12 protein-coding genes and 2 tRNA genes are annotated in these 24,696 nt (G+C 43.6%); 11 read left to right on the top strand and 3 right to left on the bottom strand.

Features of this window, described 5'->3' with window-relative positions:
• The first annotated feature begins 6 nt into the window (after positions 1 to 6).
• Positions 7 to 1,017 (top strand): substrate-binding domain-containing protein, encoded by a 1,011-nt coding sequence (locus OGI71_RS23920; protein WP_282252484.1) that lies wholly within the window; start codon positions 7 to 9, stop codon positions 1,015 to 1,017.
• A gap of 366 nt (positions 1,018 to 1,383) precedes the next feature.
• On the opposite strand, the gene OGI71_RS23915 is transcribed toward OGI71_RS23920, so the two are convergent.
• A tRNA-Pro gene (locus tag OGI71_RS23915) sits at positions 1,384 to 1,457 on the bottom strand.
• Between the two features lie 210 nt (positions 1,458 to 1,667).
• Positions 1,668 to 2,102, bottom strand: a complete 435-nt coding sequence (locus OGI71_RS23910) for a hypothetical protein (protein ID WP_158656154.1) — start codon at positions 2,100 to 2,102, stop codon at positions 1,668 to 1,670.
• Between the two features lie 246 nt (positions 2,103 to 2,348).
• Between OGI71_RS23910 and OGI71_RS23905 the strand changes: the two genes are divergently transcribed.
• From OGI71_RS23905 to OGI71_RS23885, 5 genes are all read left to right on the top strand, one after another.
• Positions 2,349 to 2,777, top strand: a complete 429-nt coding sequence (locus OGI71_RS23905) for a hypothetical protein (protein WP_282252483.1) — start codon at positions 2,349 to 2,351, stop codon at positions 2,775 to 2,777.
• 82 nt (positions 2,778 to 2,859) lie between these two features.
• Positions 2,860 to 4,248: a TolC family protein gene (locus tag OGI71_RS23900; RefSeq protein ID WP_282252482.1), complete on the top strand. Its 1,389-nt coding sequence runs from the start codon at positions 2,860 to 2,862 to the stop codon at positions 4,246 to 4,248.
• Between the two features lie 11 nt (positions 4,249 to 4,259).
• Positions 4,260 to 7,418 (top strand): efflux RND transporter permease subunit, encoded by a 3,159-nt coding sequence (locus OGI71_RS23895; RefSeq protein WP_282252480.1) that lies wholly within the window; start codon positions 4,260 to 4,262, stop codon positions 7,416 to 7,418.
• Positions 7,419 to 7,424: 6 nt separating this feature from the next.
• Positions 7,425 to 8,519 carry an efflux RND transporter periplasmic adaptor subunit gene (locus tag OGI71_RS23890; RefSeq protein ID WP_282252478.1) on the top strand — a complete coding sequence of 365 codons (1,095 nt, stop codon included), beginning with the start codon at positions 7,425 to 7,427 and terminating at the stop codon, positions 8,517 to 8,519.
• Between the two features lie 8 nt (positions 8,520 to 8,527).
• Positions 8,528 to 8,947 (top strand): hypothetical protein, encoded by a 420-nt coding sequence (locus tag OGI71_RS23885; RefSeq protein WP_282252476.1) that lies wholly within the window; start codon positions 8,528 to 8,530, stop codon positions 8,945 to 8,947.
• Between the two features lie 387 nt (positions 8,948 to 9,334).
• On the opposite strand, the gene OGI71_RS23880 is transcribed toward OGI71_RS23885, so the two are convergent.
• A tRNA-Pro gene (locus tag OGI71_RS23880) sits at positions 9,335 to 9,408 on the bottom strand.
• A gap of 585 nt (positions 9,409 to 9,993) precedes the next feature.
• On the opposite strand from OGI71_RS23880, the gene OGI71_RS23875 reads away from it, so the two are divergent.
• The 5 genes from OGI71_RS23875 to OGI71_RS23855 are packed head-to-tail and all read left to right on the top strand — an operon-like array spanning position 9,994 to position 24,696.
• Positions 9,994 to 16,974, top strand: coding sequence for a type I polyketide synthase (locus OGI71_RS23875; protein WP_282252475.1), 6,981 nt, complete (start codon positions 9,994 to 9,996; stop codon positions 16,972 to 16,974).
• 19 nt (positions 16,975 to 16,993) lie between these two features.
• The gene (locus OGI71_RS23870; RefSeq protein ID WP_282252473.1) at positions 16,994 to 21,238 is read left to right on the top strand and encodes a beta-ketoacyl synthase N-terminal-like domain-containing protein; all 4,245 of its coding nucleotides are present in this window, start codon (positions 16,994 to 16,996) and stop codon (positions 21,236 to 21,238) included.
• Positions 21,226 to 21,525 carry a phosphopantetheine-binding protein gene (locus OGI71_RS23865; RefSeq protein ID WP_104385668.1) on the top strand — a complete coding sequence of 100 codons (300 nt, stop codon included), beginning with the start codon at positions 21,226 to 21,228 and terminating at the stop codon, positions 21,523 to 21,525. The genes OGI71_RS23870 and OGI71_RS23865 overlap by 13 nt, the downstream gene beginning before the upstream one ends.
• Positions 21,516 to 22,298, top strand: coding sequence for an alpha/beta hydrolase (locus OGI71_RS23860; RefSeq protein ID WP_282252470.1), 783 nt, complete (start codon positions 21,516 to 21,518; stop codon positions 22,296 to 22,298). Before OGI71_RS23865 ends, OGI71_RS23860 begins: the two co-directional genes overlap by 10 nt.
• Positions 22,291 to 24,696: a nucleotide disphospho-sugar-binding domain-containing protein gene (locus OGI71_RS23855; RefSeq protein ID WP_282252469.1), complete on the top strand. Its 2,406-nt coding sequence runs from the start codon at positions 22,291 to 22,293 to the stop codon at positions 24,694 to 24,696. The genes OGI71_RS23860 and OGI71_RS23855 overlap by 8 nt, the downstream gene beginning before the upstream one ends.

The following is a 24,696-nucleotide window of genomic DNA, read 5'->3' as shown; positions in this document are numbered from 1 at the left end:
CATCACATGTCCACTACAAACGAAACAGGCAACGGGTCTCGCATGAAGTATCTTCAATTAGTAGATCACATTCATACATTGATCGAAAAGAATGACCTACATATTGGAGACCGTATTCCCTCTTTAAATCAATTGCAGGATCAACTCGGCATGAGCAAAGAGACAGTCTTGAAAGGTCTTAATTATCTACTCGAAAAAGGGATAATTGAGTCTGTCTATCGCAAAGGATATTATGTAAAGAAAAAACAGGTGGAGCATTCTTATCGCATCCTGTTACTTCTGGATAAAATGAATACCATGCGCGAACAGATTTATCAATCTTTATTAGTTGAGACCAAAGGGACCGCAGCGATCGACGTCTATTTTCATCATCACAACTTTAATGTCTTTCGCAATATTATCACCGAAAACATCAACAACTATACGCATTTTGTTATTGTTACATTCCTGAAAGATGACCCAGCTCCGATCATCAATCTCATCCCTCCGAACAAACGGATTATTATCGACTACAATCAATTGGGACTCTCCGGAAATTATACGGCTATCTATCAGGACTATGAATACGATATTTATAATAGCCTTTCCTTATTGCAGAATAATATTCAAAAGTATCAAAGAATTATATTGATCGCACATCCTGAAGCTTTACATGCCGAACATGTCATCAAAGGTTTCGTCCGGTACTGTGAGGAGTCAAGCATCGATTATGACATTATCCCAGACGTAGATGAGACAAATTTTAAGAAGCATACGGCCTTTATCACCTTTAGTCGCTACGATTCGGATGATGTTTCCTTGATCAAATTGGCAAAGAAACATGGATTTACATTGGGCGAGGATATAGGCCTTATTTCCTATAATGATACTGACGTCAAAGAGATCCTTGAGGGGGGAATTACGGTAATATCTACCGATTTCCGGGCAATGGGAAAAGCGGCAGCTAAGGCTGTACTTCAAAAGAAAACTTTAAACGAACGCAATCCTACTCAAGTTATCATTCGGAAATCTCTTTAACACTGCGAGGTCGCAGGCTCATCCTAGCTAAAAACAAAAAAAAACCTAACTTTCGTTAGAGCTTCTCAGTCGGGGTGGCAGGATTGGCTCAGCCACACAATGCCCAAACACGACCCTGAGCCTCCTCCGGATCGAACCTCATGTCAACTTAAGAGGTCGCAGGATCTCTCCACGGCTAGAAACAAAAAAAGCTCTAACTTTCGTTAGAGCTTCTCAGTCGGGGTGGCAGGATTGGCTCAGCCACACAATGCCCAAACACCAACCCTGAGCCTCCTTCGGATCGAACCTCATATCAACTTAAGAGGTCGCAGAATCTCTCCACGGCTAGAAACAAAAAAAGCTCTAACTTTCGTTAGAGCTTCTCAGTCGGGGTGGCAGGATTCGAACCTACGACCTCCACATCCCAAATGTGGCGCGATACCGGGCTACGCTACACCCCGAAAAAGGTATCACCTTTGTTTTGTGTGGCACAAAAGTACACTAAAAATATGTTGTTTTCAAAATTATTTTCAACGACACGCTTAACCAACTGATATATTGACAAATAATTTAAAAAAGACCAATAAACAATATATTTACAAACGAAATGTCCTTAAATAAATGGTCAGCAGATTTTAGATTTAGCTACTGACCATCTGATCTCGTCTAGATTACCAACTTCTTTTAATTACCATCGTGGTTTTAATCGCCCCCTGCTGATTAACCAGTGTGAGCTTCGATACTGTAGAAACAATATTTTCCTGAATTTTATATTCAACACCATCAAAAATCATTGTTTTTGAATCAGGCATACTGTAGTCATAAGCTACCGCAGATTTATCTTTTTTCTTATGCCATGCACCATCTTTATCAAAATTAAGTGTCTCCCCCTGCTCCATCATTTCACGGGTCACATTTAACTCAGCAACACTATTTCCTGAAACGGTTTTAGTCCAGCGTTCCCAATTCCCGGTCCGGATTATATTCAGTGCAGCATCCCTTCCAATATTATCAACGGTTTCCTTACTGCAAGAAGTCATTCCCACCGCAATTACTCCAAGCAATAGCAGCATCCAATTCTTAAAACTCATTTTTAATGTGCTCATAATTTATTTTTTTGGGGTACATTTACAAGTATTATACCAAACTCTAACACCCCCTATAGTTACCTCCGATAAATTTGCCTCGCATTAGTCTTGGAGAAATGTTATAAAACTTTGATGAAATTGTACAAATAACCCTTTAAAAGAAAAAATATATTTGCATCACTGATACATGAAGCCATTGCGATTTGTCAAGCAACCTATGACGCAGACGAATTTGCAGGCAATTCAACAGATAAATTAAAACAGGTGAAAAAATTAGTCGTCATCTTTCTTTCCATAATATATTCGGTATTGGCCTTAGGTCTTACACAGTACCAGCATATTTGCAAAGGAACAGCTGTAAAACTGTACAGCTGGACGAATACAGAAAACCCTGACAACAATAAACCTTGCCCGATCTGTTCTTCAAAGGACAAGAAATTAAACGAAAAAAAGAAAGACTGCTGTAAACATCAGTCCAAACTGGTCAAACTCAACGACAGCATAAAAAAGCAATCTCACTTTGACTTTTCGGTAAAATTTTGGGGTTCGGCCATACCCAACCAACTGTTGGGAGCCTTATTTGATATATCCTTTGTCAATAGCGATAACGACAGTCACCTTACTTATCTATCCTTAAAAAGTCCCATCTGGAGCAATCCGCTCTATATCCTGCATTGTACTTATCGAATTTGATAGCACACATCTTGTAAAAGCTTGTGGTACCTAAACAGGTACCACCTTAATTCTTGATGTCTACTAACAAATTTTATTTTCGATGAAATTAAAACTCATTGCATCATTGGGTGTAATCTGGGGAATGAGTCTACATGGCTTTTCACAGACCTTAAAACTCAAAGATGCCCTCACACGTGCCGTTGAACAGTATGACCAGATAAAATCAAAGCAATTTGTTGCATCGGCAGCAAAACAGCATACTGTCTTTCAAAAACAACAATATCTCCCAGATCTCACTTTAGCAGCACAGCAGAGCTTTGGAACAATAAATGCCCAACATGGTCCTATGTATGCCTATAGCGGTCTTGCATCGGGCGCAACATCCATGCCCCTAGCGGAGCAAAATTGGAATGCCGCATTTGGATCACTCTATTTTGCCAATATCAACTGGAATGTATACACCTTTGGAAGGATCAAAAATCAGGTACTCCTCGGCTCAATAAAGGAACAGACAACCGAGGCCGATCTTGTGCAGGAAATCTTTCAGCACAAAATAAAAACAAGTGCTGCCTATCTGAATCTACTGGCGAGCCAACGGATAAAATATGTCCAGGAAAAAAATCTGGACCGCGCACAGGTATTTTATGAAATGACTACCGCTCGAGCAGAAAGTGGGTTAATCGCCGAAGTGGACGCCCAATTGGCCAAAGCGGAAGTTTCCAATGCAAAATCCCTACAGATCAAATCGTATGACAAGGAACTGGAGTACTCAAAACAACTCGCCATCTTGTTAAATGATGATTTTAAAACATATCAACTCGATACGACCTATAATACCAGCATCCCGAACAGTACAGTAGTACTACCTGAAGCTTCCGTAGAAAAACATCCATTCCTGCTATTCCAAAACAGCAAAATCAATGAGAGCTTACAAACCGAGGCGATCCTGAAATCCAATCGCATGCCCGCTGTTTCCGCTTTCGGCGTACTGCAAGGACGCGGCACCGGTTTCGACTGGAACTATATGCAGGATAACTCAGCATACTCTTCAAATTATTTTAAAGGAGTCGGTATAAACCGAGCGAACTATTTGCTTGGAGCTTCGTTAAGCTGGAATCTGACTAATATCTTCCGTTTCGATACCAGGAACAGGGAGCAAAAATTGTATACCCAGGCGATCCAAAGAGAATATGAAAAACATAAAAAAGATTTTATGGCGCAGTCTCTCCTCGCCGATTCTCAGCTGAAAAATGCCATTGACAATTTCAAGGAGACCGAAATTCAATTGTCTGCTGCTAGTCTTGCTTACAAACAGCATAATGCATTGTATGAAAATGGCCTGACAACCTTGGTTGATTATACCCAGGCATTATATAGTTTAAATAGAGCTGAGATCGATTATGAAATTGCGCAGAATAATGTTTGGCAGGCATTACTATTGCTGGCCGCCGCACAGGGTGATTTCAATATTTTCCTTCATCATTCTTAAATCTATCCTTTATGAATATCATCAAATTTGCCTTGCAAAAACCAATTTCCATCATGGTTATTGTCATTGGCCTGTTATTCTTTGGTATCAAAGCGACCAAAGATGTCAAAGTAGATATCCTACCCGAAATGGATCTGCCGGTCGTTTATGTAGCCCACTCTTTCAACGGCTATACCCCACAGCAGATGGAAGGTTATTTCACCAAAATGTACGTCAACATGCTCCTGTTTACCAATGGTATTAAGAGTATAGAATCAAAGAATACCCAGGGATTGACCCTCATGAAAATTGTTTTCTACGAGGGTATTGATATGGGAGAAGCAATCGCAACCATCAATGCATTATCCAATCGTTCCCAGGTATTTTTACCTCCAGGAGCGCCACCACCGTTCATCATTCGTTTTGATGCTTCCTCCCAGCCTGTCGGCCAGTTGGTCTTCCGCAGTAACACGAAAACCAACAATCAACTACAGGATATCGCAAACTTCAGTGCCCGACCATTCTTAATAAAGATACCCGGACTGACGACAGCGCCACCTTTTGGCGGAAGTCCTCGGACAATAGAGGTAAACATAGATCCTTACAAACTGCGGGCGCACAACCTGTCGCCGGAGCAGGTTGTTGAAGCCATCAGTAGAAATAACATCACCTCGCCTTCCGGAAATGTGTATATCGGTGACAAAAACTATCTAACACCGACAAACAATACGGTAAAGAAAATAGAAGAACTGGGGGAAATTCCAATCTTTAAAAGCACGGTAGACAATGTATACATCCGTGATGTGGCGACCATAAAAGATGGTGCTGATATCGCCACGGGTTATGCCCTGATTGATGGAAAAAGATCGGTTTATATTAACATCGCTAAAGCAGGAAATGCTTCGACCCTGGATGTTGTCAATAAACTTAAAGAACGCTTGCCCGAAATCCAGCGAAATATGCCTGACGATGTCAGCATTTCGTATGAATTTGACCAGTCGGTCTATATCAGCAATGCCCTGAAAAGCCTGGTTATCGAAGGAATTCTGGGCGCTGTCCTGACCGGTCTGATGGTGCTTCTATTTCTGAACGACCGCAGGGCAGCACTGATTGTAATTATGACCATTCCCATTTCGATTATTTCTGGCGTTTTATTTTTGAAGCTATTTGGACAGACCCTCAATATTATGTCCTTATCGGGACTGGCATTGGCCATCGGAATATTGGTCGATGAAAGTACAGTGACCATAGAGAATATCCATCAGCATTTTGCCCTCGGGAAAACACGTGCGCAAGCAATCTGGGATGCTTGTAAGGAAATTGCATTTCCGAAACTTTTGATTATGCTCTGTATTCTTGCCGTATTTGCTCCTGCCTTTATGATGACCGGTATTCCCGGTGCATTGTTTATGCCTCTTGCACTGGCAATCGGATTTTCGATGATTGTTTCGTTTTTATTGTCGCAGACTTTTGTACCGGTGATGGCCAATTGGATGATGAAACATGATCCCGAAACATGTCATAATCCCGCACATAAGAAAAACTGGTTTGATCGTTTTCGTGAGCGCTTCCTGCGTCTATTGTCAAATTTGGTCGCCAAACACAAGATAATTGTAAGCTTAAGTTTGATTTTTACATTTATAGCATGCTTTTTCTTATATCAAGGAATTGGTAAGGATGTATTACCTACAGTCAATTCCCGTCAGTTTCAGGTACGAATAAAAGCCCCTGAAGGAACGCGTATCGAAGTAACCGAAGGGAAAGTAAAACAATTTCTAACCCTTTTAAAAGATAAAGTCGGCTCTGATAATATCGCCATATCATCGGTTTTTATCGGTCAGCACCCTTCCACTTTCGCCGTTAGCCCAATTTATTTATACAATGCTGGGCCACACGAGGCCCTGATGCAGGTGGCATTGAAGAAACTCAATGGTAATTCGGATGAACTAAAGGATGAACTCAGAAAGTACTTTCATGAAAAGATGCCGGAAATACAGCTCTCTTTCGAACCCATTGAACTTACCGAGAAAATACTAAGTCAGGGCACCAATACACCTATCGAGATCCGGATCTCAGGGATGATGAAAAAGATGAATCGCATGTATGCGCAGAAACTTCTCGGAAAGCTAAAGGAGATCGACTACCTGCGCGACCAGCAGATCCCCCAATCCATGGATTATCCGGCCTTACAGATTAATATCGACCGGACAAGAGCGGCACAACTGGGACTCGATGCACAGGATATCGCAAAATCACTGGTAGCCGCTACCGCATCCACTCGCTATACCAATAAGAATTTTTGGGTTGGTGGAATGATGGGAATTGCCTACGATGTGCAAGTTCAAACACCACAAAATATATTAAACAGTAAAGAAGAACTGGAGAATCTAACACTTTCTAAGAATGCAGACCGTCCCGTTCTGGGCGATGTCGCAACCATCACAGCAACCAAAGAACTTGGTGAAAGTTATAATTTAGGAACAATGGGTTACACCACGGTTGCCGCAAATCTACATAAAAAAGATCTGGGACAGGCTTCACAGGACATTCAAACCGCCATTGCATCTTTGGGCGAGCTACCAAAAGGTATCAATATTGAAGTCGCAGGGATGGCACCTGTATTGAATGAGACGATGAGTAATCTCGCCACAGGTCTATTGATTGCCGTTGTGGTTATCTTTTTGATGCTTACAGCAACTTTTCAGTCCTTTCGGATATCACTCGTTATTCTCTCTACGGTTCCGTTTGTGATCTTAGGAGCTTTGGTGCTATTAAAATTAACCGGTTCGACACTCAACTTACAGTCTTACATGGGACTCATTATGTCTGTTGGTGTTTCGATCGCCAATGCAGTTTTATTAATCAATAATGCGGAATCGATACGACTGAAAAACCAGAATGCATTAACCTCCGCTATTGAGGCAGCCAAGCTCCGGATCCGGCCCATTATCATGACAACTATTGCCATGGTTGCGGGGATGTTACCTATGGCTATCGGTTTTGGTGAAGGTGGAGACCAAGTCTCACCCTTGGGCCGCGCTGTTATCGGAGGTCTTCTTTTTTCAACCTTCTCCGTACTGATCGTCCTCCCGCTGGTATTTGTATGGATACAGCACAAAGCAACAACAATCTCACCTTCTTTGGATCCTGAAGATGAGGAAAGCATTCATTTTGTTAAAACAAAAATCTAATTCTTTATGAAATTTAAGTCAATCATATTACCAGCAATTGCGCTATTATTTAGCGCATGTAACCAAGATACAAAAGAGAACAACGGTGCCGCAAAAGAGAACCCAAAAGCCGCGAAAATGGGATCCATGCCTTTGATGACCATCCCGATTGCCAAAATGAATCCTACTGTTCCGCTACAACTGGCGGGCGAACTAAAACCTGATCAGGAGACAGCATTATTTGCAAAGGTGCAGAGCTATGTCAAGACGATCCATGTAGATATTGGTTCGCAGGTCAGCAAAGGGCAGATACTAATGGTACTGGAAGCACCCGAATTGCAGGCTCAAATAGTCAATGCAAAAGCCAAGATACTTTCGCAAGAGGCGATTTACACCGCAACAAAAGCCAATTACGATCGTATGTTTCGGGCAAACCAGACCAAGGGCGCTATTGCCCGCGATGCTCTGGATCAGATTACCGCACAAAAACTTTCGGACGAAGCCAGTGTAAAAGCAGCTCGGGCCGCCTATACAGAAATACAGGATATCAATCAGTATTTAATTATCCGTGCACCCTTCAGTGGCATCATTACATCACGAAATACAGATATCGGCGCCTATGTAGGCCCCCTGGGTGGAACACCTTTGCTTGTCGTCCAAAATTCGTCTAAGCTCCGTTTAAACCTATCTGTTCCGGAAGCACATGTTCCTTATGTAGCCATAGGTGACACAGTCAACTTCACGGTAAGGGCACTTCCTGAGAAAAACTTCCAAGCAACAATAACCCGAAAAAGTGGTACGCTGGATCTGAAGTTACGATCTGAAAAGTTTGAAGCGGACTTTGTCAATAACGATCCGGATCTCAAACCTTTTATGGTCGCCGAAGCAAAGGTTCAGCTTAAAAATAACAAAGCAACTTTCTTTATTCCACGTTCGACGTTAGTCGAAGGCAACATGGGAATCTATGTCATCAAAAACGCCGCTGGAAGCGCAAAGTTTATCCCGGTAAAAAAGGGAAGAATACTCAATGATAAAATTGAAGTTTTTGGCGAACTCATGGAGGGCGACCAGCTGATAAAAATGGCCAACGAAGAAATCACAGAAGGAACACCTATTAAGTAGAAAAATATATGAAAATTTTAAGATCAATGCTATTTTCAGCGTTATTAATTATGTTGACAATAAGCTGTGGCAGTCCTGAAAACACAAACAACAATCCGGCTGAACCAGTTGCAACGCAAAAGCAATTTAGTTATGAAAAAGGACAGCAGGTCCCACAGGATATGGTCTGTATGGTCAATGACGAATTTATGGGCAAAAAGCAACTGGCAGTGCCTTTGGATGGAAAGATCTATTACGGTTGTTGCGAAAATTGCAAAGAGAGAATCCCAAAAGATGAGAACGTACGCTATGCCATAGATCCGCATACGGGATCAAAAGTAGATAAAGCAAAGGCCTACATCGTCCTTATCGGAAATGAAGGTCAGGTTGCCTATTTCGAAGATCAGGACAACTATAAGTTGTTCCTAAAACAGAATAAGGCCTTATAGCATTACAGAAAAGAAGATCAAAACGATGGGGCTGCATCTAGGCAGCCTCATTATTAAAGATCGCGCAACGGTCTATTTTATTTCAGCTTTAATTGCTATTCCTCGGCTTCTAACAGTTGAATAAACCGCTCACCCAAAGGTGAAATCTCGTAACCTACGGTGTGGATTATGTATTGTTCAACAAGATGGAAAATTATATTGGTTGTTGACTATGAAAAAAAGTTATGTACATCACACTTTTTCAGTCAGGTGGCAGTATTGGCTCAGTCCCCCCTTGCCCAAAGACTACCCTAAACCCTTTGGATCGAACCTTATAGCTCCTTAAGACGCAGGATCTCGTCCTGCCTTGAAACAAAAAAAGCCCTAACTTTCGTTAGAGCTTTTCAGTCGGGGTGGCAGGATTCGAACCTACGACCTCCACATCCCAAATGTGGCGCGATACCGGGCTACGCTACACCCCGAAAAAGGTATCACCTTTGTTTTGTGTGGCACAAATATACGCTTATTAGGCATTCCTTCCAAGCATAAATGTAAAAATAAAACTAATCAGCTGATCTATTGAAAGATATTACCTATTATTCATATTTAATTAAATAGTTAAATATAAAAGTAGTGCGGGAAGCAAGATAATCAAAGCGCTCATACGCTATATTCACTTCACAACGGCCGAGAAGGATCGCACACAAATAAATATAGAAATCGAAAACGACAACCTATTATTATAAAACACAACCAAAAAAGCTTTATGAGATAAAATTATCCCTTTAGTTATTCAAACATAAAGGAAATATTTATTTTTTTCGAAACACAGACCTAAAAAACGACACACAACTGAATTTAAATAAATTTGTAGCCTCTTGGTTAATAATACTCAAGCATTTACTACTTTTTTGTTAAAAAATCATTATCAAATTACCTTTATTGTTAAAAATATAATAGAAATTAACTACTTTTATTCCACCATAACAACCCTCCTATCAGAACCACTACGATTTTGATGTTTGTTATGGGATCTCCTGCTATTATATTTTCAAGATCATCAATGCATGAAAAATTTAACCATTATTGGATTAACGCCTTTTGAAAAGCCTGACGTCAATCTCATGCCCAAACTCCATCAAGCGGGTGCATTTCCCGTGTTAAGTTTGGGACACGACTTAGCCAACGCTCAGGAAGCACTGAATCAACTTGATCAGATTGCTATATTTACTTATGGAATTTATTTTCCAAATGATAAACTGCTATCCCTTGAAATTCCGGAGAAAGTAAGTGTCGTCATTCTTCCTTTTGGTACCCCAGCACCCACGGCTCCGCACCTGTCCATTGTGTATCAAGTAAGCAGTCTGGAAGAAGCCATACAAGCAGAACAGCTTAACGCAAAAGGAATTATCATAAAAGGAAATGAAGCTGGAGGACGCGTTGGATATGAATCCACGTTTGTACTCTTCCAACGAATTATCAAAGAAATTCAGTCCATACCTGTTTGGGTACAGGGCGGCATAGGTCTGCATACCGCTGCTGCTGCAAAATCCCTCGGTGCTACTGGAATTGTTTTGGATAGCCAACTTGCGCTGTTTCCAGAAAGTGCGGTTCCCCAGGACTTCAAAACGCTCTGTGGAAAATTAAACGGGACGGAAACCAAGATCATTGCCAACCATCGCGTCTTGGTGCGACCAAACTCGCCGGTGTTATCGGATCAGGTTGACACGACCGAACTCCGAACGCATTTTACTGACCTGAATCCTGCTACGAGTTATATCCCAATGGGACAAGATATTTCCTTGGCCATCGATCTTTATGAAGATTTCAGGACACTGAAAAAGCTTATTTTCGGATTTAAGGAAGCCATGTACGGCCATTTAAAGCAGGCAAAAGCATTACAACCGATTGACCGTGACAATGTATTAGCGAAACAACTAGGCCTGCGTTATCCGATCGCACAGGGTCCCATGACCCGTGTCAGTGATGTCCCTGCTTTTGCTAATGCCGTAGCGGAAGCTGGAGCACTCCCATTTGTTGCCCTGTCCCTGCTGCGTGGTGAACAGGCCAAAACCTTGGTTATGGAAACCAAACAGCTTGCCGGAAACAAGACTTGGGGAGTGGGTATCTTAGGCTTTGCCCCACAGGAATTGCGTGAAGAACAGACGGCTTATATCCTGGAAGCTAAACCTCCCGTTGTCCTGATTGCCGGTGGCCGACCTGCACAGGCTAAGGTATTTGAAAAAGCAGGCATAACCACGTTTCTACACGTACCATCTCCTGCCCTACTTGACATGTTTCTAAAGGAGGGTGCAAAAAATTTCATTTTCGAAGGTCGCGAATGCGGTGGCCACGTAGGACCACTTTCGAGTACCGTGCTCTGGGAAAAACAGATCGAACGCATCTTAAAAGAGGATCATCCAGAACAGATCAGCGTTTTCTTTGCCGGCGGCATACACAATGCTTTCTCAACAGCATTTGTCTCTATCATGGTAGCTCCCTTAGCTGCCCGGGGCGTAAAAGTCGGTGTATTGATGGGAACAGCTTATCTTTATACGCAAGAGGCTGTAAGTACAGGTGCAATTCAGGAAGAATTTCAGCTGCAAGCCATGCAAGCTAGGGATACTGTCCTCCTGGAGACAGCACCGGGGCACGAAACCCGTTGTTTGAATACCGCTTTTGCACAACATTTCAATCGAGAAAAGTCCAAGCTATTGACTGCGGGTGTAGATAAGAAGGAAGTCTGGGAAAAACTCGAAAAATTAAACGTCGGTCGCCTGCGTATTGCAGCAAAAGGCATTGACCGTCAAGGAGATAAACTGGTCAACATCCCTAAAAGTGAACAACTGGACCTAGGCATGTATATGATCGGCCAGATTGCAACCATGCAGAACAAGGTGATCTCCCTGGATGCTCTGCATCAACATGTCGGCGTCGACAATCAGCAGTATATCCATGAAGCAATATTACCGGAAGAACCACTTTCCAGCGAAAAACCGTTGGATGTCGCCATTGTCGGAATGGAGTGTATTTTTCCGGGAGCCAAAAATCTGGAAGAATTTTGGCGCAATATTATCCTTGGAAAAGATAGCGTTACCGAAGTTCCTGACGAACGGTGGAACAAAGCTATTTATTACAAACCCGATGCAGATGGTCCAGATGTATCACACTCAAAATGGGGTGGTTTTATTCCAAAAATTGATTTTGATCCCTTAGCTTTTGGTATTCCACCGCAATCGCTCGCAGCTATTGAACCGACACAATTGTTGACGCTATTGGTAGCAAAGCGTGCCATGGAAGACGCTGGTTATGGCGAAAAACAAATCAACCGCGAGAACATTTCCGTTATTATCGGTGCAGAAGGTGGCAACGACCTTGCCAACAGCTATAGCTTTAGAGGATACTACAAACAGGTATTTGGAGAACTTCATGAGGAAGTGAAAGAGGCATTACCTCATACCACAGAAGATTCGTTCCCAGGTATTCTGGCCAATGTTATCGCTGGTCGGATCACAAACAGGTTGGATCTTGGTGGTCGAAATTTCACGGTGGATGCAGCTTGCGCCTCATCCCTTGCTGCGATTGATCTCGCCTGTCAGGAGCTTATTCTGGGTAAATCGGATATGGTGCTTGCGGGTGGAGCGGATCTCCATAATGGAATCAACGATTACCTGATGTTTTCCAGCACACATGCACTCTCACGTAAAGGACGATGCGCCACATTTGACAGCGACGCGGATGGGATTGCCCTTGGTGAGGGGGTAGCGATATTGGTACTCAAACGCTACGAAGATGCTGTACGCGATGGCGACCGCATCTACTCGGTTATCAAAGGCGTTGGTGGGTCCAGTGATGGTAAAGCCCTAGGCCTCACCGCTCCCCGAAAAATCGGTCAGGTACGCGCACTGGAACGTGCCTATAACCAAGCGGGTATCAGCGCAGCATCCGTTGGTCTAGTTGAAGCGCATGGTACAGGAACAGTGGTTGGTGATAAAACAGAACTGAGTGCGTTGACGAATTTATTCAGCCGTTCAGGTGCCTTACCGGCACAAACGCATTTAGGTTCGGTCAAAACCCAGATCGGCCACACAAAATGTGCTGCAGGATTGGCAGGCTTGATCAAAGCTTCCCTGGCTGTATTTCATGGTGTTAAACCTCCAACACTTCATCTCCAACAGCCGAATGCATATTATAATGCCCAAACAAGTCCTTTCGCTTTCCACGCCGAAACTGGTTTATGGGGAGAAAAAAGACGTTATGCTGGCATCAGCGCCTTTGGTTTTGGCGGAACAAATTTCCACGCTGTTATTGCGAATCATCCGCAGGAAGAGAATACAATCGCATTGCAATCTTGGCCATCAGAACTATTCGTTTTCCGTGGCGACAGCTACGACGAAGCTAAGGGTCAATTGGGTCAGGTAAAAGCACTTTTAGATATCAATGATAGTCTCCCGCTAAAAGATATCGCCTACAGCTTAGCTGTTGCTTCTGAAAAAGCGATCCAACTCAGCATTGTTGCCGATACAGCCGAAGACCTGATGATGAAAATTGAATTGGTGTTATCTGGCATTGAAAGTAAAGACACCTTTATAGTCAATAAACGCGAAGGTAAAACAGCATTCTTATTTCCGGGACAAGGTAGTCAACGTATCAATATGGCCCGTGATCTCTTTGTCGTATTTCCAGCAATGCGAAAGCTGATCGCCCAGTATCCTGAACTGGAAAAAGTGGTCTTTCCTTCAACTACGTTTGATGCCGATTCTTTAAAACAACAAAAGGAAACCATCAAAGATACACGTCTCGCACAACCTCTTTTGGGTATTGTTGATTTAGCCTTAGCTAAGTTCCTTCAATCACTGGGTATCGTCCCGGATATGCTGGCCGGCCATAGCTACGGTGAATTACCGGCATTGTGTTTCGCTGGTGTATTTGACGAAGAACAATTAGTCGAACTGAGCAGCAAGCGTGCTCAATCCATCCTGGATTCGGTAGAAAATGGAGATCCCGGCACCATGGTTGCTATTAACGCAAATGCGGAACAGTTGAAGGCACTCCTCAATCGTGTGGAAGGCTGTTATCCGGTGAATTACAATTCTCCGACACAATGTGTTGTTGCTGGTAACACAGAAGCTATCGGGAAACTTATGGATCTGTTAAAACAGGAACGTGTCTCTGCTAAAAAGCTAGAAGTTGCCTGTGCTTTCCACAGTCCTTTAGTCGCTAAATCAAAAGAGCTTTATGCGAATGTATTGAAGGATGTCCCTTTCCAAGAAATGCAACTACCGGTCTGGTCAAACACAACAACAAGCTTATATCCTACTTCGGTATCCGAAATAAAAGCAAGACTGACTGATCATCTGGTTCAACCTGTCCGCTTTGTGGAGGAGCTTCAGGCCATGTATGCAGATGGCGCACGGATATTTATTGAGGTAGGTCCAGGTAAAGTGCTGACGGGCCTGACCAAATCTTGTCTTGAACAAGATCAACTGACCCTGTACGTAGAAGATAGTAACCGTAACAAATTGACGCATCTGCTCTGTATGCTTGCACAATATTTGGGAACTGGTCGCAATTTCGCTATTGATAAACTTTTTGAAGGCCGTCAGATTCAACCAATCCAGCTAGATCAACCAAACTTATATAAGAAAAACCCTACTATCTGGCGTGTCAATGGACAGACCGCACATCCAACGACAGGAACGCTACCTGTCAATGGCGCATTGCCAATAGTGAGCCCTATTAAAATGAGCAACCTTAACAACCCTATAGCTCCAACGACAGAACCACAACCTGCTGCTGAGCGTATGCTGCAAGAATATTTAAACAGCATGAAAATGCTAATCCAGGCGCAACGTGATGTCATGCTTTCCTTTTTGGGGCAAAACCAACAAGTAGCACCTATGCCGGTCTATTCAAGTCCCACACCAAATGTGACTGCAGATCGGTCAACCCCGATTATCGTTCAACCCACGCTAAGTGAAAATTCCGCTGTCGCAACAGCTGTACAAACAGCAACTAAAGACATTAAAACTTTATTATTACAGGTAGTAAGCGACAAGACCGGTTATCCACATGAGATGTTGGGTATGGAAATGGATCTGGAAGCGGATCTCAGCATTGATTCAATCAAGCGGGTCGAAATTATCGGAACATTGCGTACAGAGCTTGGAACACTAAAGTTCGATCATGCAAATGAAGATACAATCATGGAACAATTGGCTGCCATAAAAACCTTAAACGGCCTGGTTTCCTGGTTAACAGAATTCAGCGGTGCAACAGCAGTGCCAGCAACAAGCGCTCAAACAGCAGTATCGACCTCCACAACAGCAAATCAGTCTATGCTCTCCCTTGCGGAATTACAAACAGCAATACTGGATATCGTCAGTGAAAAAACCGGTTATCCCAAAGAAATGTTGGGATTGGATTTGGACTTGGAAGCAGATTTGAGCATAGACTCGATCAAACGAATGGAAATCATTGCTGAACTGAAGACCAAAATTGGTTTTGGGGAAGATCTCGAACATGCCGAAGATCTGATGGAAACCTTAGCAGCGATTAAAACCCTTAACGGTCTTGCATCCTGGATTAGCGAAGTTAGCGATACAGCTCCTGAACAGAGCCTCTTGTCCAGACTTCGTTTTGACCTGACACCTGCAGATAATGCAACGGCACAAGATACAGAAATTCTACAAGGCAAACGTTTTGCCATTGCTCCGGATCATGGGCAACAGACGATGGCCATCAAAACCATGCTCGAAAAACATGGTGCTATCGCTGAACTGGTCAATCCGGAAAATGATCTTGCTGTCTTCGACGGGCTAATTATCTCCGACATATTTTCAGCACCAGTACAACATAATATTATAGATCAAGTTGATCTAATCAAAAAAATGGATCTGGACAGGGCCAAATGGGTTTATTTAATCTCCGATATTCCGGCACATGTCGAAAAAACAAATGATACACATGCCTTACGCCATTACCAGGGTTACCCTGGACTGTTTAAAAGTCTAGCTCGTGAGTTTGAACAGACCAGCTGTCGATTGATCAGTTTAAGCACACCACAGGAAACAGATCAGATCGCTGAAATCGCACTAAAAGAAATCTTGACAACCGATAAAACCGTAGAGGTTATCTACAAGAATGATCAACGTCATACAGTCGATATCATTCCTTCACCACTGTCGACAGGCAACGAAGAAGTGCAAATCCAACTGGATCAAAAATCTGTTGTACTTGTACTTGGTGGTGGACAGGGTATCACCTCTGAATTGGTAAAACACATGTCGGCCTCCTACCCTTGTACTTACATCCTTGTGGGCAGGTCTGCAGATCCAAGAAAAGACATCCCGATTTCGAAAGAACTGGAAACAATGACCTCCAAGGAACAGATCAGAGCTCATCTTATTCAATCAGGGCTATTCCATGCACCAGCACAAATTGAGAAAGAGACCCTCCGTATCTATAAGAACAATCAGATCCTTCGGACGATCCGCGACATGGAACGTTTAGGAAACACTGTCGTTTATGAATCATTGGATCTCTGTGATGAGGCTGGATTAACGGCCTTGCTCCACCAGATTTATGAACAATATGGACAGCTCGATGGTGTTATCCATGGTGCAGGTTTGTTGGAAGATAAACTGTTCAAACAAAAAACGACCAGTTCTTTTGGACGTGTCTTTGATACCAAAGTAAAACCATTACGCGTATTGGCGGAACAACTACGTTCAGACTGCCAGTTCGTTGTCTTATTTTCAAGTATAGCATCTGTTTATGGCAACAAAGGTCAGACAGATTATGCGGCAGCAAACAGTGTGTTGGATGACTATGCCAATGTACTGAATAAACGCTTGAAAGGAAAGGTTATTTCGATCAACTGGGGGCCATGGAAAGGTGCAGGTATGGTTTCACAGACATTGGAAACAGAATATGAACGCCGAGGCATTTCGCTCATACCATTGGATGAAGGGAAAGAAATTTTCCTTAACGAGATCAGGTATGGTACGGAAAGCCAAGTGTTAATTATGTCAGGCAACAATTGGTAAACCGTCATATCTATTGATTATGAAGAAAACAGATGTTGCCATCGTTGGTTTATCTTGTGTCTTTCCGGGGGCACAGGATGCCAATATGTTCTGGCAAAATATCATCAATAAGGTCGATTCCACTGAATTTGCTCCAGCCGATCGCATTGACCCAATCCATTTTAGCGATGGTCCTGGAACGGTGGATCGCTTTTATTGCAAACGTGGCGGGTTTATCCCAGACTATGTGTTTGATCCAACGGCATTTGGCATTTTACCACTTGCTGTTGAGGGAACTGAGCCGGATCACCTGTTAACGCTTGATCTGGTACAGAAAGCACTGGAAGATGCCGGCGTATTTCAAAAACAGGTATCACTGGAAAAAGCGGGAATTGTCATCGGGAAAGGAAATTATACTGGCCCAGGGGCTACCCGCGCCATAGAAATCGTACGTACTGGCGAACAGATTTCCTCCCTTTTACAGGAACTTTTACCGCAGGTGCCAGCGGCTGATATCGAAAAGGTAAAGCAAGCATTCCAGGAACGCAAGGGGCGCTTTGCCGCTGATACGGCTATGGGCTTAATCCCTAATCTTGTGGCTTCGCTTGTTGCCAACCGCTTCAATCTTGGCGGTGTGGCTTTTACTGTAGATGCTGCTTGTGCCAGCGCCCTGATCGCTGTAGACCATGCTGTACAGGAACTGCAGCGTGGCCGTAGTGATATCATGATTGCGGGCGGTGTACATACGGGACAAAATGCTGCTTTCTGGAGCATCTTTGCGCAATTGGGTGCCCTTTCTCACAACCAGCAGATCAAACCTTTCAGCATGGACGCCGATGGCTTACTCATCGGTGAAGGCTGTGGTTTTGTTGTATTAAAGCGACTCGAAGATGCTGTACGTGACCAGGATAAAATCTATGCTGTCATCAAAGGTGTAGGCGTGAGCAGCGATGGTCATGGCACCAGTGTCATGAGTCCATCGGTGAAAGGGCAATTAAAAGCTTTACAACAGGCTTGGATAAATGCTGAACTGGACGAAAAACAGATCGGTTATCTGGAAGCACACGGTACAGGTACACCTCTTGGAGATAAAACTGAACTACAGACACTGTCGCAGTTTTTCGGTAAAGAAGAGGCTGCGCCAGTTGCTGGGATCGGTTCGGTCAAATCCAATATTGGTCATGCCATGCCTGCGGCAGGAATAGCGGGCCTGATAAAAACCTGTTTGGCGCTACATCACGATACACTACCACCAACCCTTTATTGCGAAAACCCGACCGCTGATATGCAGACAACGCGATTTGCTCCAGTACAGGAAGCAAAAAGCTGGTCAAAGACAGGTCTGCCCAAAGTGGCCGCGGTAAATGCTTTTGGTTTCGGCGGTATTAACGCGCACGTAGTTTTAACAGGCTATGATATGCCTAAAAAAGATCCCGTATTGTTACTTGCCCGACCAACACATGCGGAATTAATTTCTGCCTTACAGCATAACGACACAACAGTGGGTGAAGGCAATTATCGTCTCGCCCTATTTGATCCCACCCCAGAAAGGATTGAAAAGGCAATCAAAATCGTCTCTAAAGATAAAGCCTGGCGCAACAAGCAGGATATCTGGTATACCTCTACCCCATTATTACAAGAGGGTGGCAAGGTTGCCTTCGTCTTCCCTGGTTTAGATGGCTTAGCCAAGGGAGAGGTAGAGTCGGTCAGCCGTTATTTTGGACTGACAGCACCTATACAAACCGAAGGTGAAGGACTGCTGAATGATGCATTGGCTATTTTCAATTCTTGCAGCATTTTGGACAATTCACTAAAAAAACTGGGGGTATATCCGGACATGAATGCTGGGCATAGTTTAGGTGAATGGCTGGCGGGCTATTCTTCGGAACTAGCTGAAGCAAGTTCGGTCAAGGATCTTATTGATGTCCTTCACCCAAAGACTTTTGAACTCAAGGATTCCAAATTTATTGCCATCGGAACCGGGCTGAAGGAAATTACACCTTTGATTACCAACATTCCCAATATTTATGTTTCCAATGACAACTGTCCACATCAGGTCATTCTATGCGGCAGCAATACCGCTCTAGAAGAGCTTGTACCTCAGTTGAAAGCGAAACAGATATTTCATCAGATCCTGCCATTCCAGTCGGGTTTTCACTCACCTTTTGTGGCAGACAAGCTCGATCTGATCCTAGCAGGAATGGAAAAAGTACAGTTTCAGCCAACCAAGATCCCTTTGTGGTCGGCCACCACGCTAATGCCCTACCCATCGGATCAACAGGCCATCCGCCAATTGAGTGCCGAACACCTTGTACAACCGGTCCGTTTCCGCGAGCTAACGGAAAAGCTTTATGACGAGGGAGTCCGGTTCTTTATCCAAGTGGGTACTGGTGGACTGATCGGCTTTATTGACGATACCTTAAAGGGAAAAGCTTTCAGCACCCTAGCATCCAGTGTGGTAACACGTTCGGCGCTTGCTCAGCTACAACGTGTCGTTGCGGCTTTATTTGTAGAAGGGAAAACAGTGGCACTGGATTTTCTGGCGGTACAAAACCATATAAAAAAGGCGACAAACAAAGGCATGAAGTTACAGCTCGGTTCGCCTATCGTCCGTAATTTCGACGCGGTCAAGAGCTTAGGAAAATCTTTTGATACTGTACAGCCACAACTGACCTCGGGAACAGCTGTAAAGAGCAATCATCCATTGGTACAGGCATTTCAGGAGAATATCGCCGATATGATCCGGATGCAGGAAGAAGTATTGACACTCTTTCAGAACCGACCTGCTCCTAGCAGTGCAGTAACTGTCGCCAAACCTCTTGTTGTAGAAAAACCTGTAGACAGACATTTTTCAAAAATGCTGCAGGTTAATTTGGACAGCCATCCCTACCTGATCGATCATAGTCTGCTGCGACAACCACAGGGATGGCCAGAAGTAGCGGACATGGAACCGGTGATCCCGATGACCATGATTTTTGAATTGCTGGCCGAAATCGCTCAGGCAGAACAACGTGCTACCAAGATCCATAAGATCATGCACGTGAGTGTGTTCCAATGGATGAATGTAGCCAAACCTTTTGAGAAAATGGTCAATGGCGAATGGCGTTCCGCTCAACTTGCCTATCTGGATATCGAGAATTTTGCAAATGCAGAGGTAGCGCTGTCTACGGCATATCCCGTCGCACCAGAGTTTGATCTTTCCATAGGTGAGCCCCTGCCCATCACGCGTACTTCCGAAGAAATCTATGATAAGCATATGTTCCATGGAACAGCCTATCAAGGGATTATGGAGGTAACCGCTGTAGGTAAAAAAGGTATCATTGGCAAGATCAAGGGCAATGGTGGAAAGGGCTCGCTATTGGATAATGCGGGACAATTATTCGGTTTGTGGCTTCAGCTTACATTGACAAAAGATCGCATTGCATTTCCTGTTAAAATCAAAGAAATCGAGTTTTTCGACGATATGCGTGACCAAGATGGCCTATTCGAGTGCACCTGTATGTTGACTGATCTGAACGATGAATTTGCTATCGCAAATATAACGCTCCAACGAAACGGGAAAGCATGGTGCTCGATCAGGGGCTGGCAAAATAGACGATTGGAAATCGACGAAGCATTATGGAATGTTTCCATGTCGCCATTGCACAACCGTCTCTCAGCGGAAATCGCACCAGCTGTTTTCTTTTTCCACCAAGCCTATACCCGTGTAGCTTCCTGGGACTTTATCCTGAAACGCTATTTCAACCAAACGGAAAAACAGCACTACCAACAATTGTTGCCCAACCGCAGAAAAAGTTGGATGGTGAGCCGTGTTGCGGTAAAAGATGCTGTACGCCAGCTACTGAACCATCAGAAAAACCTTCCCTGCTATCCCATTACGTTTGAGATCCGCTCGGATGAAGTCGGTAAACCTTATCTACTGGGCGATGCGACTAAAGATATTCATGTCTCACTGGCCCACAAGGGAAAAGATGCCGTGGCTATCGCCCGTCAAGACAGACCTGTAGGTATTGACATGGAACTCATCGAGGAGCGCAGTGCAGGTTTTTACCCACTTGTCTTTACCGATGCTGAAATGGAATTGCTAAAAGACAGGGAACAGGCCGAATGGACAACCCGCTTTTGGGTAGCGAAAGAAGCTTACGGAAAATTTCTGGGGACTGGCCTACAGGGCAACCCAAAAAGATATGAAGTAGAACGCATCCAGGGAGATCATCTCTGGATCAATCAAATAGAAATAAAAACGATCAAACACCAAAATTATATTATCGGATGGACACTGTAAACACGACATCAAAATTGAATCACGAAGAATTATTCTCTTTATTAAAAGGCTTTATAACAGAAGTTATCGGCGAAGAATTTGTAGAAGAGATGGATATCACACCAGAAAGTTCCTTTACAAAGGATCTTGAAATGGACAGCATAGAAATTGTTTCTTTTTCAGAGAAAATCAAAGCACATTTTGGTGACCAGATTGATTTCACAGGCTGGTTATCTTCGATGGACCTGGATCAACTGATCAATCTTGACCTCCGCATGATCATCAATTATATCTACGAATGCCAATAATTACGGTCAACAACAGAAAGGTTCACATACAAGAACTAAATAAAGGTGCTGAACATACCGTGGTACTGATCCACGGCATGTTCAGCAACCTCTCTATTTACTATTTTAATATTGCTCCGATCCTAGCGCAGCATTTCCACGTGGTCATGTATGATCTCAAAAGTCATGGCATGAGTGAACGTGTATCGGAAGGCTATGATCTTGAAAATATGTCATCGGATCTGATTGCTTTGTTGGATAGTCTACAACTTCAAAACGTCCATCTGCTGGGTTACAGTTTTGGTGGACTAATTGCGCTTAAAACGGCATTGCAGGTCCCAACCCGTGTGGAACGACTCGTCGTTATGGAGGCTCCGGATCCACAGGATGAGAAAGCACGTAACATCATCGATGAGTATAGTAAGGAATTTTTGGAACATTATATTGCCAATTTTACCGATACAACAAAAATGAAAATGGGTAAGCGACAATTTGAAAAAAATCATCGCCTTTACGAGTTTTTATTCAACCAGACGAGCATCAAAGCTGATATGATTAAGGAAAAATATTTCCTCCATGAAATGGATGCAACAGCATTGCCACCGTCCACCTTACTGTTATATGGAGAAACATCAAACTGTAAACCAACGGGGGAATGGCTGCAAACAAAAATATCTGGTGCTCAACTTGAACTAATTCCGGGAGATCACAATATCCCCATACAAGAACCTACACAGATAGCTGAAACTATCGTTGATTTTTTATCTAACCCTTTATTACAAAACCATGGCTAAATTTGTGTTTGTTGTCCCCCCACTGACAGGTCATGTCAATCCGACGTTGAGCATTGGTGCTGAACTATTGGAAAGAGGACATGAGGTGGCCTGGATCAGTCTTGACAAAAACTTAACTGATAAACTTCCAGCTGGCGGAAAGCTTTTGCTTATTCAATATGACCAGACGGATGAAGAAAAAAAAGAAAGTGAACAGTACCTCGATATCATTTCAAAAAAGATCGTCTATGGTATTGATAGCATCAAGTTTCTTTATGAAGATGTACTTATCCCTTTAAATAGACATTGCTATAAAGGTATCCTTACCTTATTAGAAACATTTGCACCGGATCTGGTGATTGGTGACCATCAATTATTTGCGGCATCCATCGCTGCAAAAAAACTGGGACTCCGCTATGCGACCACTGTCACGGCTCCAGCAGCAATTAAAATTGTCAGTGAACTTCCAAAGGTACACGAATGGGAAGAAAAGCAGATCGTTGCTTTACAACAGGAACTCGGGGTAACGGGAAATAAATCTTTGGATTGCTCGGATTTGCTTACGCTTGTCTTAACATCCCGTTATTTCTTTGGTGAGATGGATCTCAGCTCAAACTATCAGTTCACAGGACCTGTCCTGGCTGAACGTCGGGTATCGGCTGCATTTGACTGGGATAAACTACATGCTAGTAATCGAAAAAAAATCCTGGTCAGTATTGGTACTACCTTTGATCACGACCATAAGAAATCATTTTTCCAAAAGGTTATCGATGCATTTGTGGGAGAAGAGCTGACTGTCGTCGTTGTTTCAGATCCGCAGCTATTTGATGCCTGGCCTGAAAACTTCATGATTTATCAACAAATCCCACAATTGGATCTGCTACCATATCTGGATGCTGTTGTATGCCACGGTGGCCATAATACGGTTTCCGAAACTCTTTCACAGGGTCTGCCACTTGTGGTCATCCCGATCGCTTACGACCAGTCGCATGTCGCGGGTCGCGTAGTGCGTACCGGCGCCGGTGAACGACTGAATTTCAATCGCTTTAAAGCACATCATTTAAAAGATAGTGTCCATACCATCTTGAATAATCCAACCTATCGTGAAGCTGCACATACCGTACGTCAATCTTTTGTCGATGCGGGTGGCACGAAAACCGCTGCAGATCTCTTGGAACAAACTGCCGCTCCTATCGCTTCAAGAGCGGATGTACCGGCTAAGTTTCTCTTTGTTGTTCCACCATTTTTTGGACACATCAGCCCAACATTAAGTGTAGGTGCAAGCCTCCTTGCCCGTGGGCATGAAGTCCGGTGGTTTGGCATAACGCCATTAGCTGATCATCATATCCCTAAAGGTGGAAGTTATATCTATCCTGAAGCGGATCTAGTACCTTTTCAGGAGGAACTCCAACAGCTATTGAAACGTCAGGATGATGGTCCCTCCTGTTCGGGTCCCGAAGTCATGAAACTGGCGTTGGAAGAAACCTATGTCCCGATCGCAAAAATGATGATGCCGGGATTGGAACGTCTTCTCAGCCATTGGCAACCTGATGTGATCGTAAACGACTGTATCACCTTTGGAGGCGCACTATTCGCGCATAAACATCAGATCCCTTGTGTGACAACAACGCCCGTTCCACCGGATGTCATGGGCGACACGGAGAAGAGTGCTCCTAAGATATTTGAGTGGCAGCAAAATCTGATCAAAGACCTTCAAAAGGTCGTGGGAATTTATGATGAAGGAATCTTTATACATTCTCATCAGCTCAACCTGATATTTACATCACAAGCCTTTGCTGGTTTTGAAACGGTACCACCACACATGAAATTTGTCGGACCGGTCAAAGGTCGTCCAAACAATACCCCTTTTGACTGGGAACGTTTGACCGCCAGTACTACTCCAAAAATATTTGTATCCTTAGGTACTCTACTCGTAGATATTCGAAAAGCATTTTTCGGCAAACTGATCGAGGCCTTTGCCGATCAGCCGGTGACAATTATTGCCGCTACTCCGCCGGAAATATTTGAAGAATGGCCTTCCAATTTTATTGTGAGTGGCTTTGTTCCCCAATCCGCTTTGATGCCACACATGGATATGGTCATTTGCCACGGGGGCTTCAATACGGTGAACGACACTTTTACAAATGGTTTACCCATGCTGATCACACCAATCGCCTATGATCATTTTCATACAGCCAAACTGATTGAGCAGGCGGGTTGCGGGCTTAGCATCCGATACAAACGTATGCGCATAGATGCGCTGCGGGACACCGTGTTTGAATTGTTGGAAAACCCCATCTATCGAAATGCCGCCAAGGAGGTACAGAAGACCTTTCTAACGGCTGGCGGTAACGACCATGCGGTAGCGCTATTGGAAGATTTTGTGAAACGAGAATGTTTGACATTGGCACAGGTGTAG

This window comes from Sphingobacterium sp. ML3W, from assembly GCF_029542085.1.
In the GTDB taxonomy this organism is placed as follows: Bacteria; Bacteroidota; Bacteroidia; order Sphingobacteriales; family Sphingobacteriaceae; genus Sphingobacterium.
Note: the sequence above shows the minus strand (reverse complement) of the source record. Positions and strands in the feature narration are given on the sequence as shown.

Excerpts from the sequence above, each read along its gene's own strand:
- OGI71_RS23920 (WP_282252484.1), top strand. The coding sequence starts at position 7 with ATGTCCACTACAAACGAAACAGGCAACGGGTCTCGCATGAAGTATCTT.
- OGI71_RS23910 (WP_158656154.1), bottom strand. The coding sequence starts at position 2,102 with ATGAGCACATTAAAAATGAGTTTTAAGAATTGGATGCTGCTATTGCTT.
- OGI71_RS23900 (WP_282252482.1), top strand. The coding sequence starts at position 2,860 with ATGAAATTAAAACTCATTGCATCATTGGGTGTAATCTGGGGAATGAGT.
- OGI71_RS23895 (WP_282252480.1), top strand. The coding sequence starts at position 4,260 with ATGAATATCATCAAATTTGCCTTGCAAAAACCAATTTCCATCATGGTT.
- OGI71_RS23890 (WP_282252478.1), top strand. The coding sequence starts at position 7,425 with ATGAAATTTAAGTCAATCATATTACCAGCAATTGCGCTATTATTTAGC.
- OGI71_RS23885 (WP_282252476.1), top strand. The coding sequence starts at position 8,528 with ATGAAAATTTTAAGATCAATGCTATTTTCAGCGTTATTAATTATGTTG.
- OGI71_RS23875 (WP_282252475.1), top strand. The coding sequence starts at position 9,994 with ATGAAAAATTTAACCATTATTGGATTAACGCCTTTTGAAAAGCCTGAC.
- OGI71_RS23870 (WP_282252473.1), top strand. The coding sequence starts at position 16,994 with ATGAAGAAAACAGATGTTGCCATCGTTGGTTTATCTTGTGTCTTTCCG.
- OGI71_RS23865 (WP_104385668.1), top strand. The coding sequence starts at position 21,226 with ATGGACACTGTAAACACGACATCAAAATTGAATCACGAAGAATTATTC.
- OGI71_RS23860 (WP_282252470.1), top strand. The coding sequence starts at position 21,516 with ATGCCAATAATTACGGTCAACAACAGAAAGGTTCACATACAAGAACTA.
- OGI71_RS23855 (WP_282252469.1), top strand. The coding sequence starts at position 22,291 with ATGGCTAAATTTGTGTTTGTTGTCCCCCCACTGACAGGTCATGTCAAT.